This is a genomic window from Anaeromyxobacter sp. PSR-1 (assembly GCF_000964525.1).
Lineage (GTDB): Bacteria > Myxococcota > Myxococcia > Myxococcales > Anaeromyxobacteraceae > Anaeromyxobacter.
Window position 1 is genome coordinate 1 of sequence record NZ_BAZG01000092.1, and the last position, 15,856, is coordinate 15,856.

11 protein-coding genes, 1 tRNA gene and 2 pseudogenes are annotated in these 15,856 nt (G+C 69.1%); all 14 read left to right on the forward strand.

Annotation, left to right across the window (positions count from 1 at the left end):
- Positions 1–34: 34 nt before the first annotated feature.
- Positions 35–193 (forward strand): 50S ribosomal protein L33, encoded by a 159-nt coding sequence (gene rpmG / locus PSR1_RS14055; RefSeq protein WP_011420641.1) that lies wholly within the window; start codon positions 35–37, stop codon positions 191–193.
- A gap of 15 nt (positions 194–208) precedes the next feature.
- Positions 209–284 (forward strand) — tRNA-Trp (locus PSR1_RS14060).
- A 63-nt stretch (positions 285–347) separates the two neighbouring features.
- On the forward strand, positions 348–740 hold the full coding sequence (secE, locus tag PSR1_RS14065) for a preprotein translocase subunit SecE (RefSeq protein ID WP_059438150.1): 393 nt from the start codon (positions 348–350) through the stop codon (positions 738–740).
- 110 nt (positions 741–850) lie between these two features.
- The gene (gene nusG / locus PSR1_RS14070) at positions 851–1,390 is read left to right on the forward strand and encodes a transcription termination/antitermination protein NusG (RefSeq protein WP_059438151.1); all 540 of its coding nucleotides are present in this window, start codon (positions 851–853) and stop codon (positions 1,388–1,390) included.
- Between the two features lie 87 nt (positions 1,391–1,477).
- A complete protein-coding gene (gene rplK / locus PSR1_RS14075) occupies positions 1,478–1,924 on the forward strand; it encodes a 50S ribosomal protein L11 (protein WP_059438152.1) in 447 nt (148 codons plus the stop codon).
- A 16-nt stretch (positions 1,925–1,940) separates the two neighbouring features.
- A complete protein-coding gene (rplA, locus tag PSR1_RS14080) occupies positions 1,941–2,645 on the forward strand; it encodes a 50S ribosomal protein L1 (protein WP_059438153.1) in 705 nt (234 codons plus the stop codon).
- Between the two features lie 270 nt (positions 2,646–2,915).
- Complete coding sequence (rplJ, locus tag PSR1_RS14085) at positions 2,916–3,440, forward strand: 50S ribosomal protein L10 (RefSeq protein ID WP_059438154.1); 525 nt, start codon at positions 2,916–2,918, stop codon at positions 3,438–3,440.
- 93 nt (positions 3,441–3,533) lie between these two features.
- Positions 3,534–3,908 (forward strand): 50S ribosomal protein L7/L12, encoded by a 375-nt coding sequence (rplL, locus tag PSR1_RS14090; protein ID WP_059438155.1) that lies wholly within the window; start codon positions 3,534–3,536, stop codon positions 3,906–3,908.
- A gap of 223 nt (positions 3,909–4,131) precedes the next feature.
- On the forward strand, positions 4,132–8,400 hold the full coding sequence (gene rpoB / locus PSR1_RS14095) for a DNA-directed RNA polymerase subunit beta (protein ID WP_059438156.1): 4,269 nt from the start codon (positions 4,132–4,134) through the stop codon (positions 8,398–8,400).
- Positions 8,401–8,500: 100 nt separating this feature from the next.
- Positions 8,501–12,685, forward strand: a complete 4,185-nt coding sequence (gene rpoC / locus PSR1_RS14100; protein WP_059438157.1) for a DNA-directed RNA polymerase subunit beta' — start codon at positions 8,501–8,503, stop codon at positions 12,683–12,685.
- A 432-nt stretch (positions 12,686–13,117) separates the two neighbouring features.
- The gene (locus tag PSR1_RS14105; RefSeq protein WP_011420650.1) at positions 13,118–13,843 is read left to right on the forward strand and encodes an RNA polymerase sigma factor RpoD/SigA; all 726 of its coding nucleotides are present in this window, start codon (positions 13,118–13,120) and stop codon (positions 13,841–13,843) included.
- A gap of 176 nt (positions 13,844–14,019) precedes the next feature.
- On the forward strand, positions 14,020–14,622 hold the full coding sequence (locus tag PSR1_RS14110; protein WP_059438158.1) for a FliH/SctL family protein: 603 nt from the start codon (positions 14,020–14,022) through the stop codon (positions 14,620–14,622).
- Positions 14,623–14,723: 101 nt separating this feature from the next.
- Positions 14,724–15,548, forward strand: a pseudogene (locus tag PSR1_RS14115) (EscN/YscN/HrcN family type III secretion system ATPase); the annotation flags it as partial.
- Positions 15,549–15,687: 139 nt separating this feature from the next.
- Positions 15,688–15,856: pseudogene (locus tag PSR1_RS24580) on the forward strand (EscN/YscN/HrcN family type III secretion system ATPase); the annotation flags it as partial.

Consider the following 15,856-nt stretch of genomic DNA (forward strand, 5'->3'; position numbering starts at 1 on the left):
CGCCGAGGTCATCCAGTAAGGAAAGAAGGACGTCATGGCCGGCAATCGCAGCATCATCACGCTCGAGTGCAAGACCTGCAAAGAGCGGAACTACACGACCACCAAGAACAAGAAGAAGACGCAGGACAAGCTCACGCTCTCCAAGTACTGCCCGCGCTGCCGCAAGCACGTGGAGCACAAGGAGACGAAGTAGCCGCGAGCGGTACCTAGGCCAGTAGCTCGAACGGTAGAGCAGCGGTCTCCAAAACCGCGGGTTGGGGGTTCGAATCCCTCCTGGCCTGCCAGACAGAACGGGGCGGGGCCGTCTGCGGGCGGCCCCGCCCTCCAGAAGCCGAAGGTCGAGGGTCATGGACAACGTCGGCGGGGTCGATCAGCCGAAGCGCGTCGTAGCGATCTTCTACGTGCTCGCGGCCATCGCGCTGGGGATCTTCCTGGAGAAGGTCCTCGAGCTGGCGCTCGGGTACGCGGGCGTCAACGACTTCGCGGTGTTCAGCGACTGGACGCTGTCCACGGTGGCGGGCTTCGCGCTCGCCATCGCGACCGCGGTGGTGGTCTGGCGGATCCCGAAGACGCAGCAGGTGTCGCTGGAGGTGGCGCTCGAGCTCCGGCGGGTCACCTGGCCGACCATGCGCGAGACGCGCGCCGCCACCGTGGCGGTGATCGTCGCCTCCGCCGTGGCGGCGGTCATCCTCGGTCTCTTCGACCTCGTCTGGAGCTGGCTGAGCTCGAAGATCTACTGAGGTCCCCGCGTTCTTCGCGGCCGGGACGGAGCCGCGGCGGTTGGGGGCCGCCAGCACGGCTCCATCGGCGTTTTCTGGAATCGACGCGCGGGCGACGGAACGGAGCGGTCATGGCGAAGAAGTGGTACGTCGTCCACACCTACTCGGGGTTCGAGAACAAGGTGAAGAAGTCGCTCGACGAGCGCATCCGGCAGCACGCGCTGCAGGAGTCGTTCGGCGAGGTGCTCATCCCGATGGAGGTGGTCCAGGAGATGGTGAAGGGGGAGAAGAAGACCTCCAAGCGGAAGTTCTTCCCCGGTTACATCCTGGTGAACATGGAGATGAACCTGCAGACCTGGCACCTCGTGAAGGGGACGCCGAAGGTCACCGGGTTCGTGGGCAACGCCAAGACGCCGGACCAGGTCCCGGCGGTGTCCGACCTCGAGGTGCAGCGCCTCACCACGCAGATCTCCGAGGGCTCGCTCAAGCCGAAGCCCAAGGTGCAGTTCGAGGAGGGCGACTCGGTCCGCGTGACCGACGGCCCGTTCTCGAACTTCAACGGCACCGTCGAGGAGGTCAAGCCGGACAAGGGCAAGCTCCGGGTGCTGGTCTCGATCTTCGGCCGCGCCACGCCGGTCGAGCTCGACTTCATGCAGGTGGAGAAGACCTAGCCTTTGCAGGGCCCCGCGGCGTCCGCCGCGGGGGGAACGACGGCGTGGGAGAGCGATGAGCTCGCTTGCACCACGCGAGGAGCAACGATGAAGAAGGTCACGGGACAGATCAAGCTGCAGCTCCCCGCCGGAAAGGCGAACCCGGCCCCGCCCGTGGGCCCGGCGCTCGGCCAGCACGGCGTCAACATCATGGAGTTCTGCAAGCAGTTCAACGCGGCGACGCAGGCTCAGGCGAAGGAAGCCCTCATCATCCCGGTCATCATCACGGTGTACCAGGACCGGTCCTTCACCTTCCAGCTGAAGACCCCGCCCGCCGCGATCCTCCTCAAGAAGGCGGCCGGCCTCCACACGGAGAAGAAGAAGGGCTCCGGCGCGCACAAGCCCGGCAAGGAGAAGGTCGGGCAGGTGACGCGCAAGCAGGTGGAGCAGATCGCGAAGACCAAGATGCAGGACATGACGGCGGGCACCCTGGAGGCCGCGATGCGGACCGTCGAGGGGACCGCCCTGTCCATGGGCATCGAGATCGTCGGCTAGCCGGGAGGACACGCACATGGCTCACGTTGCGAAGAAGTACAAGGCGGCCGCCGAGAAGGTGGATCGCACCAAGCGCTACAAGCTCGACGAGGCGATGAGCCTCGTGAAGCAGACCGCCACCAAGAAGTTCGACGAGACGGTGGACGCGTCCATCAACCTGGGCGTGGACCCGAAGCACGCCGACCAGGTGGTCCGCGGCGCCGTCGTGCTGCCGCACGGCATGGGCAAGACCGTCCGCCTGGCGGTGTTCGCGAAGGGCGACAAGGCCAAGGAGGCCCAGGAGGCCGGCGCGGACATCGTCGGCGCCGAGGACCTGGCCGAGAAGATCCAGGGCGGCTTCATGGACTTCGACAAGCTCATCGCCACCCCGGACATGATGGGCGTGGTCGGCCGCCTCGGTAAGATCCTCGGGCCCCGCGGCCTGATGCCGAACCCGAAGGTCGGCACCGTCACGATGGACCTCGCCCGCGCCGTGAAGGAGCAGAAGGCCGGCAAGGTCGAGTTCCGCGTCGAGAAGGCGGGCATCGTGCACGTGCCGTTCGGGAAGGCCTCCTTCGATCCGGACAAGCTGAAGGCGAACTTCAGCGCGATCATGGAGGTCATCTACAAGGCGAAGCCGCAGACGGCGAAGGGCGTGTACGTCAAGAACGTCACGCTGAGCACCACCATGGGCCCCGGCATCAAGCTGGACCTGGCGGAGCTCGCCGCGCAGCACGCGTAAGCGCTTCAGGAGTTCCCGGCGGCAATCTCGCCGCCGGGGTTCTGGTCCAAGACAGCGGGCCCGCTGCCACCGCTCCGGTGCGAGCGCAGTTCGGAGCGGACAGCGGCCAAGCGGATCCTCGCGGATCCGACCCGCCGAGACGGGAACTGCGATTCACCGCAGCGTCCCCTGCTTGGCCAGGGGGTTTTCGTACCGGACGTCCGGTCCGAGACCCGAACGACGCCGAGCCCGGCGCGACGCGCCGGCCGGCCGGAGAGGTGGTGAGTCAACTTGAACCGGACGGAAAAAGAGCAGGTCATCGGTGAGCTCCACGAGAAGATGGCGAAGGCGAAGGCGGCCATCGTCGCGGAGCCGAAGGGGCTGAACGTCGCGGTGGTCACGGATCTTCGCAAGAAGCTCCGCGACGCGAAGATCGACTACCGCATCGTGAAGAACACCCTCGCCGCGCGCGCCGCCAAGGGCACGCCGGTGGAGCCGGTGGCGGATCGGTTCGTGGGGCCGACGGCCCTCGTCATGTCGTACGACGACGTCGTCACCCCGGCGAAGCTCCTCGCGGACTTCATGAAGGACCGCGAGAACTTCGTCATCAGGACCGCGATCGTCGATGGCAAGATCATCGACGCGAAGGGCGTTCAGGCCCTCGCGAAGCTGCCGGGGCTGAAGGAGCTCCGCGGCCAGATCGCCGCCATGATCGCGCAGCCCGCGACCAAGCTCGCGCGCCTCGTCGGCACCCCTGGCCAGCAGCTGGCCCGGGTGGTCGGCGCGCGCCGCGAGCAGCTCGAGAAGCAGGGTTAAACGGTACGTGAACCGCCCGCGCGCGGTTGCGCGGGCCAAAGAGACGCATCGGGCCGTCAGGGACGGTCCGGCGGAGAGAAGAGGAAGAAGCACATGGCCGATCTGAATGCGATCGTTGAGCAGCTCTCGGGCCTCACCATCCTGGAGGCCGCGGAGCTGGTGAAGCAGCTCGAGGAGAAGTGGGGCGTGTCCGCCGCCGCCGCGCCGGTGATGATGGCCGGTGGCCCCGCCGCCGCCGCCGCGCCGGTCGAGGAGAAGACCGAGTTCACGGTGGTCCTCGCCGATGCCGGCGCGAACAAGATCAACGTGATCAAGGAGGTCCGCGCGATCACGGGCCTCGGCCTCAAGGAGGCCAAGGACCTGGTCGAGGGCGCGCCGAAGGAGGTCAAGGCCGGCGTCGCCAAGGCGGAGGCCGAGGAGCTCAAGAAGAAGCTCGAGGCCGCTGGCGCCAAGGTCGAGGTCAAGTAGGACCGTTCGCCGTTGCTGGGCACGGCGGGGCGGGGTTGCAAGCCGCCCCGCCGTGACCCACGTTGGAATCTTTGACGGGCGAGGGTCGAGCCGTTACAAACCCCCATCCCATCAACGATTCCTGGATTTCCGGCCGCTCGGCCGGGCGACGCAGGATAGCCGGCCCGGCGGCCGGCTAGACCCTTTTGTGGCGGGTCTCGTTGGGGAAAGAGGACCGAAATCGATGGCGACGACGATTCAGAACAACTTCCGGATCCGGCGGAACTTCGGGAAGATCAACAAGATCGCCGAGATCCCCAACCTCATCGCCATCCAGAAATTCTCCTACGACAAGTTCTTGCAGGCCGACGTCCCGCCGGAGAAGCGGGACGATACCGGCCTCCAGGGGGTCTTCAAGTCCGTCTTCCCCATCAAGGACTTCAACGAGACCAGCTCGCTCGAGTTCGTGAGCTACCACCTCGAGAAGCCCAAGTACGACGTGGACGAGTGCCACCAGCGCGGGATGACCTACTCCGCGCCGATCAAGGTGGTCGTCCGCCTGGTCGTCTGGGACAAGGACGAGGAGACGGGCGCGCAGTCCATCCGCGACGTCAAGGAGCAGGAGGTCTACTTCGGCGAGATCCCGCTCATGACGGAGAACGGGACCTTCATCATCAACGGGACCGAGCGCGTCGTCGTCAGCCAGCTCCACCGCTCCCCGGGCGCGTTCTTCGACCACGACAAGGGCAAGAGCCACTCGTCCGGCAAGCTGCTCTACAACGCCCGGATCATCCCGTACCGCGGCTCGTGGATCGACTTCGAGTTCGACCACAAGGACATCCTCTACGTCCGCATCGACCGGCGCCGCAAGCTGCCGGCCACGGTGCTGCTGCGCGCGCTCGGCGCGACGCCGGACACGGCCAAGAAGGACCCGGTGGAGTTCCACGGGTCGGCCGAGGAGATCCTCAAGTACTACTACGACACCGAGACCATCCGGATCGAGGGCAAGGGCAAGTACGAGAAGGACCTCGTGCCCGACCTGCTCAAGGGCCAGCGCGCCACGCGCGACATCCGCGATCCGAAGACGAACGAGGTGATCGTCAAGAAGAACCGCAAGTACACCGAGAGCGCGATCAAGAAGCTGGTCGCGGCCAAGATGAAGTCGCTCCCGGTGGAGCCGGAGGAGGTCTACACCAAGATCTCCGCCGAGGACGTGGTGGACGAGACCACGGGCGAGGTGCTCCTCGAGGTGAACGAGGAGGTCACCGAGGCCAAGGTCGAGGAGCTGCGCAAGCGGAACATCGGCGAGTTCAAGGTCCTCTTCATCGACAACCTGAACATCCTGCCCGCGCTCCGCGACACGCTCATGCAGGACAAGATCTCCACGCCTGAGGAGGCGATCATGGAGATCTACCGCCGCCTCCGCCCCGGCGACCCGCCGACGCCGGAGACCGCGACGAACCTCTTCGTCAACCTGTTCTTCAACGCCGAGCGCTACGACCTGTCGAAGGTCGGCCGCCTCAAGCTGAACTACAAGTTCGGCATCGAGGAGCCGCTCGAGAACACCGTCCTCACCAAGCGCGACATCCTCGAGGTCGTCCGCTTCCTCATCGACCTCAAGAACGGCAAGCCGAACAAGGACGTCGACGACATCGACCACCTCGGCAACCGCCGCGTCCGCGCGGTGGGCGAGCTGCTCGAGAACCAGTACCGCATCGGCCTGGTGCGCATGGAGCGGGCGATCAAGGAGCGCATGAGCCTCCAGGAGATCGAGACGCTCATGCCGCACGACCTGATCAACGCGAAGCCGGTGACCGCGGTGATCAAGGAGTTCTTCGGGTCGAGCCAGCTCTCGCAGTTCATGGACCAGACGAACCCGCTCTCCGAGGTCACGCACAAGCGGCGCCTCTCGGCCCTCGGGCCGGGCGGCCTGACCCGCGAGCGCGCCGGCTTCGAGGTGCGCGACGTCCACTCCACGCACTACGGCCGCATCTGCCCCATCGAGACGCCGGAAGGCCCGAACATCGGCCTCATCGCGTCGCTGTCCACCTACGCCCGCGTGAACGAGTACGGCTTCGTCGAGACGCCGTACCGGAAGGTCGAGAAGGGCCGGGTGACCGACGAGGTGACCTTCTACTCCGCGCTCGAGGAGGAGAAGCACATCATCGCCCAGGCGAACGCGCCGGTGGACAAGAAGGGCAACTTCACCGAGGCGAAGGTCTGGTGCCGCAAGGAGGGCGAGTACATCTACGTCCGCCCGGACGAGGTGGACCTGATGGACGTGAGCCCGAACCAGCTCGTGTCCGTGGCCGCCTCGCTGGTGCCGTTCCTCGAGAACGACGACGCGAACCGCGCGCTGATGGGCTCGAACATGCAGCGCCAGGCGGTGCCGCTGCTCCGCACCCAGGCGCCGCTGGTGGGCACCGGCATCGAGGCCATCGTGGCCCGCGACTCCGGCGTGACCACGGTCGCGAAGCGCGACGGCGTGGTGCAGTCGGTGGACGCCTCGCGCATCGTGGTGAAGGCCGACGTGCCGACCTCGGCGACCGACGTCGCCAACGAGGTCGACATCTACAACCTCATCAAGTACCAGCGCTCCAACCAGAACACCTGCATCAACCAGAAGCCCATCGTGAAGCCGGGCGAGCGGGTGAGGAAGGGCGACGTCATCGCCGACGGCCCGGCCACCGAGATGGGCGAGCTCGCGCTCGGCCAGAACGTGGTGGTCGCGTTCATGCCGTGGCAGGGCTACAACTTCGAGGACTCCATCCTCCTCTCCGAGCGCCTCATCAAGGAGGACGTGTTCACGTCGGTGCACATCGAGGAGTTCGAGTGCGTCGCGCGCGACACCAAGCTCGGCAAGGAGGAGATCACCCGGGACATCCCGAACGTCGGCGAGGAGGCCCTCAAGGACCTCGACGAGTCCGGCATCATCCGCATCGGCGCGGAGGTGAAGCCCGGTGACATCCTGGTCGGCAAGATCACGCCGAAGGGCGAGACCCAGCTCTCGCCGGAGGAGAAGCTCCTCCGCGCCATCTTCGGCGAGAAGGCCGGCGACGTCCGCGACAGCTCGCTGCGCGTGCCGCCGGGCGTCTCCGGCACGGTGATCAACGCCAAGGTGTTCAGCCGCAAGGGCGTCGAGAAGGACGAGCGCGCCAAGGCCATCGAGGAGATGGAGGAGGCGAAGCTCCTCAAGGACCAGAACGACGAGATCCGCATCATCCAGGACTCGGCGTTCCAGAAGATCCGCCGCCTGCTCCTCGGCAAGGAGGTCACGGCCCGCCTGGTGGACGACAAGGGCGAGCAGCTCCTGAAGAAGGGCGACGTCCTCGACGACGCGCTGCTCGACACCGTCCCGCAGCGCTACTGGGGCGAGATCGCCGTCGCCGGCGACGTGCAGGACCTGGCGCGGAAGATCATCGAGAACTTCGAGGAGCAGAAGGAGCTCGTGAAGCTGCTCTTCGGCGAGAAGATCGGCCGCCTGAAGAAGGGCGACGAGCTGCCGCCGGGCGTCATCAAGATGGTGAAGGTGTACGTCGCCATCAAGCGCAAGCTGGCCGTCGGCGACAAGATGGCCGGCCGCCACGGCAACAAGGGCGTGGTCTCGCGCGTGCTGCCCGAGGAGGACCTGCCGTACCTCGAGGACGGCACCCCGGTCGACATCGTGCTCAACCCGCTCGGCGTGCCGTCGCGCATGAACGTCGGGCAGATCCTCGAGACGCACCTGGGCTGGGCCGCGCGCAACGTCGGCCTCCGGCTGCAGGAGATGATCGAGAAGCAGTACGGTCCCGAGCAGCTGCGCAAGAAGCTCCGCGCCGCGTTCGCCGGCACCGAGGGCGGCCCCGCCAGCGAGCGGCTCGCCGCGCTCATCGACGACGTGCCCGAGAAGGAGCTGCCGAAGCTCGCGCAGAAGCTCCGCCGCGGCATGCACGTCGCCACCCCGGTGTTCGACGGCGCCCGCGAGGACGAGATGAAGGCCCTCATGGAGGAGGGCTCCGCGACGCTGCAGTCCATCCTGTTCGACGGCCGCACCGGCGAGCCCTTCGACCAGGACGTGACGGTGGGCGTCATGTACATGCTGAAGCTGCACCACCTCGTGGACGAGAAGATCCACGCCCGGAGCATCGGGCCGTACTCGCTCGTCACGCAGCAGCCGCTGGGCGGCAAGGCCCAGTTCGGCGGCCAGCGCCTGGGCGAGATGGAGGTCTGGGCGATGGAGGCCTACGGCGCGGCCTACTCGCTCCAGGAGTTCCTCACGGTGAAGTCCGACGACGTGGTCGGCCGCACCCGCATGTACGAGGCCATCGTCAAGGGCGAGAACACGCTCGAGTCCGGGCTGCCCGAGTCGTTCAACGTGCTCATCAAGGAGCTCCAGAGCCTCGCGCTCGACGTGGAGCTGCTCGAGACGCCGGAGGCGCAGGCGGCGCGCGAGGCCGCCGAGCGCGACCTCGGCGGCGGCCCGCTGGGCGCGCCGCGCGGCGCGGTCGCGTCGGGGGAGAAGAGCAGCGCGTAGCGCGCGCGTCCGGGGCCGCGCCCTCCCTCTCCCCGCACGGGCGGGGAGGGGGCCGGCGCGAGGGTGCTGATCAGGTTTCCCAGCTTTCCAGGGAGTCGACGTGAAGGACATCTTCAATTTCTTCGAGAAGCCGAAGGACCCGCTCTCGTTCTCGGCCATCCGGATCTCGCTCGCGAGCCCGGACAAGATCCGGCAGTGGTCGCACGGCGAGGTGAAGAAGCCGGAGACCATCAACTACCGGACGTTCAAGCCGGAGCGGGACGGCCTCTTCTGCGCGAAGATCTTCGGCCCGGTGAAGGACTACGAGTGCAACTGCGGCAAGTACAAGCGCATGAAGCACCGGGGCGTGGTCTGCGAGAAGTGCGGCGTCGAGGTGATCCAGTCCAAGGTGCGCCGTGAGCGGCTCGGCCACATCACGCTGGCCACGCCGGTCGCGCACATCTGGTTCCTCAAGTCGCTGCCCAGCCGCATCGGCAACCTGCTCGACATCACGCTGAAGGACCTGGAGAAGGTCCTCTACTGCGAGTCGTACATCGTCATCGACCCGAAGGAGACCACCTTCCAGCGCGGCGAGCTCCTCTCCGAGGACCGCTACCAGAAGGCGCTCGACGAGTTCGGCGACGACGCGTTCTCCGCCGGCATGGGCGGCGAGGCGGTGCTCGGCCTGCTCCGCGGCGTCGGCCCGGTGAGCAAGGAGCACGGCGAGGGCATCCCCGGCCTCGGCAACGAGCTGCGCGCGGAGATGAAGGAGGCCACCAGCGACGCGAAGCGGAAGAAGATCGCCAAGCGCCTGAAGGTGGTGGAGGCGTTCGTCGCCTCCGGCAACAAGCCGGAGTGGATGATGCTGGAGGTCATCCCGGTGATCCCGCCGGACCTCCGCCCGCTGGTCCCGCTCGACGGCGGCCGCTTCGCGACCTCCGACCTGAACGACCTGTACCGGCGCGTCATCAACCGCAACAACCGCCTGAAGCGGCTCCAGGAGCTGAACGCCCCCGACATCATCATCCGCAACGAGAAGCGGATGCTGCAGGAGGCGGTGGACGCGCTGTTCGACAACGGCCGGCGCGGCAAGACCATCACCGGCCCGAACAAGCGGCCGCTGAAGTCGCTCTCCGACATGCTGAAGGGCAAGCAGGGCCGGTTCCGCCAGAACCTGCTCGGCAAGCGCGTGGACTACTCCGGCCGCTCGGTGATCGTGGTCGGCCCGGAGCTCAAGCTCCACCAGTGCGGCCTGCCCAAGATCATGGCGCTCGAGCTGTTCAAGCCGTTCATCTACAACAAGCTCGAGGAGAAGGGGTACGTCACCACCATCAAGAGCGCGAAGAAGATGGTGGAGAAGGAGCGCCCCGAGGTCTGGGACATCCTCGACGAGGTGATCCGCGAGCACCCGGTGCTCCTCAACCGCGCCCCCACGCTCCACCGCCTCGGCATCCAGGCGTTCGAGCCGGTGCTGATCGAGGGCAAGGCCATCCAGCTCCACCCGCTGGTCTGCACCGCCTTCAACGCCGACTTCGACGGCGATCAGATGGCCGTGCACGTGCCGCTCTCCATCGAGGCGCAGATGGAGGCCCGCGTGCTCATGATGAGCACGAACAACATCCTGTCCCCGGCGCACGGCAAGCCGATCATCGTGCCGTCGCAGGACATCGTGCTCGGCATCTACTACATGACCCGCGAGCGCGCGTTCGCGCGCGGCGAGGGCAAGGTGTTCGCGAGCCCGGAGGAGGTCCGCGCCGCGTACGACCAGGGCGAGGTGGACCTGCAGGCGAAGGTCTGGGTCCGCATGGACGGCAAGCGGGTCGAGACCACCGTCGGCCGCGTGCTGCTCTACGACATCGTCCCGCGCCGGCTGTCCTTCGACTCCATCAACAAGGTGATGGACAAGAAGCAGCTGCAGGGCCTCATCGACCTGACCTACCGCCTCTGCGGCGAGAAGGAGACCGTCCTCCTCGCCGACCGCGTCCGGTCGATGGGCTACGGGAACGCCACCCGGGCCGGCATCTCGATCGCGCTCGACAACATGGTGATCCCGCGGAAGAAGGTCGACCTGCTCGAGCGCGCCACGCGCGAGGTGGACGACATCCAGGCCCAGTACACCGAGGGCCTCATCACCATCGGCGAGCGGTACAACAAGGTCATCGACATCTGGGCCCAGGTCACCGAGGAGGTGGCGCAGGAGATGATGGGCGAGATCGGGACCGAGACCGCGGTGGGGACGGGCAAGGACGGCAAGCGCGAGGAGCGCCGGCAGCCGTCGTTCAACCCGATCTACATCATGGCCGACTCCGGCGCCCGCGGCTCCGCGCAGCAGATCCGGCAGCTCGCCGGCATGCGCGGCCTGATGGCCAAGCCCTCGGGCGAGATCATCGAGACCCCGATCACGGCGAACTTCCGCGAGGGCCTCAACGTCCTCCAGTACTTCATCTCGACGCACGGCGCCCGCAAGGGCCTCGCCGACACGGCGCTCAAGACCGCGAACTCCGGCTACCTGACCCGCCGCCTGGTGGACGTGGCCCAGGACGCGATCATCACCGAGTACGACTGCGGCGCGATGGACGGCATCACCCTCGGCGCGCTGGTCGAGGGCGGCGAGATCATCGAGCCGATGGGCGAGCGCATCCTCGGCCGCGTCGCGCTCGACGACATCCTCGACGCGTTCTCCGGCAACGTGCTGGTGAAGGCGAACGAGGAGATCGACGAGGGCAAGGTCAAGCTCATCGAGAACTCGGGCATCGACAAGGTGAAGATCCGCTCGGTGCTCACCTGCCAGGCGCGGCGCGGCATCTGCGTCGAGTGCTACGGGCGCGATCTCGCCCGCGGCCGCAAGGTGAACATCGGCGAGGCGGTCGGCGTCATCGCCGCCCAGTCGATCGGCGAGCCGGGCACCCAGCTGACGATGCGGACGTTCCACATCGGCGGCGCGGCGTCGCGGCGGGCCGAGCAGTCCACCATCGAGAACCGCAACGCCGGCCTCATCAAGTTCCACAACGTGAGCGTGGCCAAGAAGCACGACGGCACGCTCATCGTGATGAACCGGAACGGCGAGATCGTCGTCACCGACGACCAGGGCCGCGAGCGCGAGCGCTACGGCGTGGTGTACGGCGCCAAGCTGCTGGTCCGCGAGGGCCAGAAGGTCGAGGCGAACCAGCTGCTGGCCGAGTGGGATCCCTACTCGATGCCGATCATCACCGAGGTGGCCGGCCGCGTGAAGTACGGCGACCTCGTCGACGGCGTCACCATCAGCGAGCAGGTGGACGAGATCACCGGCCTGGCCCGCAAGGCGGTCATCGCCTCCAAGGACCCGGACGCCCGGCCGCGCATCTCGATCAAGGACGAGGAGGGCAAGACCAAGAAGCTCGCCAACTCCGACGCGGACGCCCGCTACATGCTGCCGGAGGGCGCGAACCTGGTGGTGAACGACGGCGACGAGGTGGACGCCGGCGACGTCATCGCCAAGATGCCCCGCGAGACCACCAAGACCAAGGACATCACCGGCGGTCTCCCGCGCGTCGCCGAGCTCTTCGAGGCCCGCAAGCCCAAGGAGCACGCGGTCATCTCCGAGATCGACGGCGTGGTGGCGTTCGGCAAGGACACCAAGGGCAAGCGCAAGGTGGTCATCACGCCCGAGGTGGACGGCAAGCTCCGGCCCGATCTCGCGAAGGAGTACCTGATCGGCAAGGGCAAGCACATCTCCGTCCACACCGGCGACCGCGTCCGCGCGGGCGAGGCGCTCATGGACGGCGCCGCGAACCCGCACGACATCCTGCGGGTGCTCGGGGAGAAGGAACTCGCGCGCTGGCTGGTGGACGAGGTGCAGGAGGTCTACCGGCTCCAGGGCGTGAAGATCAACGACAAGCACATCGAGACGATCGTGCGGCAGATGCTGCGCCGCGTGCGGATCGTGGACGTGGGCGACACCGAGTTCCTGGCGGACGAGCAGGTCGAGAAGTTCGCGTTCGAGGAGGAGAACGAGCGCGTGCTGAAGGCCGGCGGCCGCGCCGCCCAGGGCGAGCCGCTGCTGCTCGGCATCACCAAGGCGTCGCTCTCGACCGAGTCCTTCATCTCGGCCTCGTCCTTCCAGGAGACCACGAAGGTGCTGACCGAGGCCGCCATCAGCGGCAAGGTCGACTACCTGCGCGGCCTGAAGGAGAACGTCATCATGGGCCGCCTGGTGCCCGCCGGCACCGGCCTCGGGGCCTACAAGCACCTCGACATCGAGGTGGAGACCCCGGTGGACGCGGTCGAGGAGGCGGAGGAGGCCCTGGCCGTCGGGGCGGAGGAGTAGCGAGCCGCCCGGCGAACGAACGCCTCGCCGCGACCAAGGGTCCGGTCCCAGAAGGGGCCGGGCCCTTTCCTTTTTGATCCGGCGCATGAAGTTGTCCGGGCAGTAAGCACCCGCTTAACGGCTGTGGCTGGCTGCCGCGCCTCGGCCGCCCCGATCGGAGTTCGGTTTCGACTTGATCTACCGCAAGCCCAGTGGTTTGACGTGGGACAGGCGGGCGCTCGCATGGGACCGGAATGCGGAATCCCGGCTCATGTTCATATTGGCGGAATCCGGAGGCGGCGGCGCAGCGGCAGAGGAGGGGACGGCGAAGAACCCCGTCCTGTCGGTCGGTTCCGGGCTACTTGACTGATTCGGTCCATTAATCTAACCTGACGTTACGTAACCTCCCCGAGATGGATTGACGCAGGACAGGACAGGTAGAGAGGCAACGGAATGAGGACGGCGAGCACGCAGAGAGGCAGCAAGGAGTTCGATGAGCTGGCCCCCTACCTCAAGGCGGTCCGCGACTTCCCGCCGCTCACCCGCGAGGATGAGCACGCGCTCGCCATCCGCGCGCGCAAGGGCGAGGTGTCCGCGAAGCAGAAGCTGGTCCGCCACAACCTCGCGTTCGTGGTCGCGATCGCGCGCAAGCAGCGCCGCGGCACGGTGCGGCTGGACGACCTGATCCAGGAAGGCAACGTCGGCCTGATGCGCGCCGTCGAGAAGTTCGACCCGCACGCCGGGACGCGCTTCTCGACGTACGCGGTGTGGTGGATCCGCGCCTACATCGGGAAGTACCTCAAGGAGGCGCGCTCCACGGTGCGGCCGCAGAGCGGCACCGTCGCGCAGCCGGACCTGTCGCTCGACAGCGCCATCGACGAGGAGGGGGACGCCACCCACCTCGAGCGCATCGAGGACGACGGCCCCGGGCCGGAGGACACCTACCTCTCCGGCGAGGGCGACCGCGAGGTCCGCGACGCGCTCGGCAAGGTCCGCAAGCGGATCGGCGAGCTGGGCTGGGACATCGTGCACAACCGGCTCGAGCAGGACCAGCCGCGCACGCTCGAGGAGATCGGCAAGCGCTGGGGCGTGTCGCGCGAGCGCGTCCGCCAGGTCGAGCTGAAGACGAAGCAGTTCCTGCACCGGTACCTCCAGCCGGTCGAGCGCGACGCCGCCTAGCGCCGCGCGAACCTTCCGCGCCGCGTCCCCGGCGCACCAGAGGCCCGCCCCCGCTCCGGAGGCGGGCCTCGTCGCGTCCGGGGCCCGGCGCGCCCGGCGGCGCGACGGCGCCCCTTCGCGCACGGTGCGGGTCCGGGCCTCACGCGTAGTAGAATCGCCCCCGGCGCGGAGGGCGCATGTCGAGGGTGCTCAAGGACGGGCCGGGCGGCCGGCGCATCGAGGGGGCGATCTACGCGGCGGGCGCCCGGGCACGCGCGCTCGTGGACGACGCGCGCGCCGAGGCCGCGCGGCTCGTCGAGGCGGCCGCGGCGGAGCGGGAGGCGATCCGCGCCGAGGCGGTGCGCGAGGGCCGCGAGGAGGGGATGGCCCGCGCCGCGGCGGCGCTGGCGACCGCCGGGGAGGCCCGCGCGGCCCGCCTCGCCGGGCTGGAGCGCGAGGTGGCGCGCCTGGCGCTCGACGTGGCCCGCCAGCTGCTCGGGCGCGAGCTGGCGGCGGCGCCGGAGGCGGTGGCCGACCTCGCCGCCCGCGCGCTGGCGCGGGCGAAGGACTGCCGCGAGCTGGTGCTCCGAGCGAGCCCGGCGGACGCGGCGCTGCTGCGCGCCGAGCCGGCCCGCTCGCGACTGGCCGCGCTGCTCGCGCGGCCCGAGGGGCCGGCGCTGCGCGAGGACCCGGCCCTCCCGCCGGGCGCGGTGGTGGTGGAGACCGAGGCCGGGCGCATCGACGCGCGCGTGGAGGCCCAGCTCGCCGCGCTGGAGCGCGCGCTGGAGGAGGCGCCGTGACGGTGGACCTGGGGCGGGTGCGCGCCGCGCTCGGGGAGGCCGCGCCGCTCCCGCTGCGCGGGCGGGTGACGCGGCTCACCGGCCTGGTGCTCGAGGCGGCGGTGGGCGGCGTCCGGCAGGGCGAGGCGGTGGAGATCCGCGCGCCCGGGCGCGAGCCGCTGCTGGCGGAGGTGGTCGGGCTCCGCGACGACCGCGCGGTGCTGGTGCCGTTCGGCGAGCTCGCCGGCGTCGGGCTCGACGCGGAGGTCGTCCCCACCGGCCGGCCCCACGCCATCCGCGCCGGGCCTGGGCTGCTGGGGCGGGTGCTGGACGGCCTGGGCCGGCCGCTCGACGGCGCGCCGCTCCCGGCCGGGCTGGAGGAGTGGGCGGTGGACCGGCCCGCGCCGAACCCGCTCGCGCGGCGCCCGGTGGCGGCGCCGCTCCCGCTCGGCGTGCGGGTGCTCGACGGCCTCCTCACCGCCGGGGAGGGGCAGCGGATCGGGCTGTTCGCCGGCTCGGGCGTGGGCAAGTCCACGCTGCTCGGCCAGCTCGCCCGCGGGGCGCGCGCCGACCTGTGCGTGGTGTGCCTCGTCGGCGAGCGCGGGCGCGAGGTGCGCGAGTTCCTGGAGGGCCCGCTGGGCGCGGAGGGGCTGGCGCGCAGCGTGGTGGTGGCGGCCACCAGCGACGCGCCGGCGCTGGTCCGCCTCAAGGCCGCGCACGTGGCCACCGCGGTGGCGGAGTGGTTCGCGGAGCGCGGCGACCGGGTGCTCCTGCTGGTGGACTCGCTGACGCGCTACGCCCGCGCGCTCCGCGAGGTGGGGCTGGCCGCGGGCGAGCCGCCGGCACGGCAGGGGTACCCGCCCTCGGTGTTCGCGGCGCTGCCGCGGCTGCTGGAGCGGGCCGGCAACCGCGCCCGCGGCGGCATCACCGCCGTGTACACGGTGCTGGTGGCGGGCGGCGACCTCGAGGAGCCCGTCGCCGACGAGGTCCGGGGCATCCTCGACGGGCCACGTGGTGCTCGACCGCGCCGTGGCAGCCGGCGGCCGCTTCCCGGCGGTGGACCCGCTCCAGAGCCTCTCCCGCGTCATGTCCGCGGTGGCGGCCCCGGCGCACCTGGCGGCGGCCGGCCGGGTGCGGGCGCTGCTCGCGGCGCACGCGCGGGTGCGCGACCTCGTGGCGCTCGGCGCCTACCGCGCCGGCGGGGATCCCGAGGCGGACCTGGCCCTGGCACGGCTGCCGGCGATCGAGGCGTTCC